Source organism: Marinobacter sp. DUT-3, assembly GCF_050379435.1.
Classification (GTDB): Bacteria; Pseudomonadota; Gammaproteobacteria; order Pseudomonadales; family Oleiphilaceae; genus Marinobacter.
In genome coordinates, this window is sequence record NZ_JBNRMG010000007.1 from 1 (window position 1) to 2815 (window position 2815).

Genomic DNA, 2815 nt, shown 5'->3' on the forward strand with positions numbered 1-2815 from the left:
GCCTTGCGGCGACCTGCTCTTTCCGTTTACAACAATCGTCTGCCAGTCGGAATATTCACCAAAATCTTCTGAGCCAGCTCTGATAAACATCAGAAACAGTATCAACCCTATAAAAACAAATGAAAAAAGAGGCTTCAGTGAGTTCGAAGTCTTTTTGGTTGCCTTTTTTGACAGAACATAGCGGCTCATCCAGAGCTCCTGTAAAACCCCGATCACTAACGCTGAAATAAGCGGCGGCCCGTCAGGGGCGTCCGGTGGAGACCGCAGGCCGGAACGAACTTAATTGACTGGTTACAAAGCAAGAGCACCCGTTTACCCCCGCAGCTCTGGTGAAATCTGATGCTCGACAACCTCATAGTGCTGCACTGAAAGGTCAGGCTCAAGCTCATAAACCTCGTCTTCAGGGTACAAACGGGCCTGCGAAATATCGTCGCCAGCGAACGCCTTGATGGATTCTAGGTTGTCCCAGTACGTGATGAGAGTGAGTTCAATTTTGGCCGTCAGAGACCGGCGGAAAATCTGAGCACCGAGAAATCCTGGTGTTGCGGACGAATCCTTGATGCCGGTTTCATAAAGATAGCCGGTGAACCCTTCACTGTGGGCTTCAGGCACTCGGCATTTCCATTCCCTGGCGATCATAACTGCGCACTCTCCCTTGCTTTGTAACGCTTGCAGCATGCGCGCCCTTGAAATGAAGCCGAAGGCGCAATGTAAAGGGCGTCGCCGTGCCTGCACTGGTTATACGAATTCCACCGCTTGGCCCGGCCTTAGGTAGCCCCAGATCCGCAGTGACTCACCCTCTATACTGAAAGGTATGTTGTTGCTTTTTAGTAGACCTACAAAATAATCAGTATTATCAGTAACTTTATCAGGCAGCAGGTACCCCTTGCGCTCTTTCTGGATCGGGGATATTTCTAGCCACTCAATATGCTTAAACTCCGGCAGGTGGTAGTACCAATCACCGTCCCATTGTGGCTCAACCTCCCGAGTATCCCGTAGACAGCGTACACGCCAAACTGGCCTTCTATCGGACTCTTCGATCATCAACGCCCGCAATTTCTCCCACTTGGTATTGCTCATCACACTGGCCAGAGCTTTTCGAGCAATGTAGCGCTCCAGCCTTTGGCGATCTTTGGCTTGCTCGTCAGTTTCCATAATTTGTATAACGCCAAGATTCAGCGGCGGCCTTTGCGCAGCGAAGCGGAGAAAAGGCCGTCCGGTGGAGGCCCTTCAGGGCCGTAACGGACTGGAATGACTGGTTATGCGCGACTACTCGCAGAACGTTAACAACCACTCGGCAACCTCTTTATGACGAAAATTCTTCTTGGCTAATAGCTCCGATAATTTCGCTTTACACCCCTGCGGGTCAGACCATGCGATTTCAGTGAGGAAGTGGTTCAGGCTATCGTTGTCGTGGCCTTCCTTCTGATTGAGCTCATGAGCCTCAAATAGGTCTACTAAATACGTTGTTTCGCCAAGATCTGAGATTGGTTCCGACAACAGCTCACGCACCCAGAAATCGTTTCGCTCGGATTTTAATAGCTCCACGAGCCTCGGCAAGTCCTCTTCGGATGCAGAATCCTTCAACCTTTCAAAAGCTTCTAACTTTTGGTCGACGTCATAACTGTCGAAGTCAGACCAGAGAATTTCCATTTCTTTTTCGATTATCGGGTTCATAGTCAATTACGCATAACGGCGAAGCACAGCGGCGACCTTGGAATGGCGACGAAGGAGCCATGGAAAGGGCGTCCGGCGGCCGTAGGCCGCGTACTGCTGCGACTTGTTACAAGGCATCGGTTATTGCCCAACTTTTGTACTTCACCACGAATTCTTTTGCTTCTTCCAGAGTAGCCGGGTACGAAACGGATTCGTAGCTATTGGGCTCCGGCCTGATTTTTTGGAACAGAAAACCATGCTCTATCAAAAACTGGACCTTCTTCCACTGAGCACTGTCAGATTTTTTTGGGGCCTTAAAATGACGGCCGACATTGAACATGATGTCATTGCAGACCGGGCACTGCATTTTAAGAGGATAATCCGACGGCAACCCTTCCACATGGCGTTTGTTGGCAGTTTTGCAGGTGAGACAGGCGTATGACATGGAATAATCTGGCCCAGAAACCTTTTGCTTGGTTTCACTGCTCCGTAATCCAGCGTCCCAGCGGAGAGCCTTTTTTGTGTCTCGATCAACAGTCATGTTGTGCCTTGTAACGCCGCTCAGCACGCGCGGCTACGAAATGAAGGCGAAGCCGCAATGTAGTAGACGTCGCCGTGACTGGCATGGTTATAAATCAGCTACGCCGGTGCTCATAAGAGCACTATTTCCAGAGAACCCAAACCGCTCGTACAACCCGTGCGCATCGCGGGTTTGCAACACCATTTGGGTACCCTTGATAGCCGGGTGTGCGGCTATACACTCCATGATCCACGTACCAAGACCCGCACCCCGATACGCGGGTTCAACCACGATGTCCGCCACCCAAGTAAACGTAGCACTGTCAGTGACAGCGCGTCCAAAACCAATTTGCTCCGCTCCATAATAAAGGCTGAAGCAAATAGAACCAGCAACCATCCGCTCCACGGTCTCGATAGGGCGACGACTTCCCCAATACGTTGCGGCCAGCAAGCGGTGGACCGTATCGACTTGAACCTGGGATCTGTGGTCAGTGATTAGGTATTCGTCCTTACGCCATTCCATTGAGGGCTACTCCCTGATTTATAACGCCGCTCAGCACGCGCGGCTTTGTAGTGGAGGCGAAGCCGCAACGAAAAAGGCGTCGCCGTGCCTGGCCTGGTTATGTTTTAAACGTGCCGA

The 2815-nt window shown here is 51.2% G+C and carries 6 protein-coding genes; all 6 read right to left on the minus strand.

What is annotated here, in order from left to right:
* The coding region (locus ACQUWM_RS12330) for a hypothetical protein (protein WP_428922356.1) at positions 1–189 on the minus strand (189 nt) is incomplete at its 3' end.
* A 123-nt stretch (positions 190–312) separates the two neighbouring features.
* Complete coding sequence (locus tag ACQUWM_RS12335; protein WP_428922357.1) at positions 313–639, minus strand: antibiotic biosynthesis monooxygenase family protein; 327 nt, start codon at positions 637–639, stop codon at positions 313–315.
* Between the two features lie 99 nt (positions 640–738).
* Entirely contained in the window at positions 739–1155 is a 417-nt protein-coding gene (locus tag ACQUWM_RS12340) for a DUF6678 family protein (protein WP_428922358.1), read from the minus strand.
* 114 nt (positions 1156–1269) lie between these two features.
* Positions 1270–1677 carry a hypothetical protein gene (locus ACQUWM_RS12345; RefSeq protein ID WP_428922359.1) on the minus strand — a complete coding sequence of 136 codons (408 nt, stop codon included), beginning with the start codon at positions 1675–1677 and terminating at the stop codon, positions 1270–1272.
* A 106-nt stretch (positions 1678–1783) separates the two neighbouring features.
* Positions 1784–2197 (minus strand): hypothetical protein, encoded by a 414-nt coding sequence (locus tag ACQUWM_RS12350; protein WP_428922360.1) that lies wholly within the window; start codon positions 2195–2197, stop codon positions 1784–1786.
* A gap of 87 nt (positions 2198–2284) precedes the next feature.
* Entirely contained in the window at positions 2285–2698 is a 414-nt protein-coding gene (locus ACQUWM_RS12355; protein WP_428922361.1) for a GNAT family N-acetyltransferase, read from the minus strand.
* Between the last annotated feature and the right edge of the window lie 117 nt (positions 2699–2815).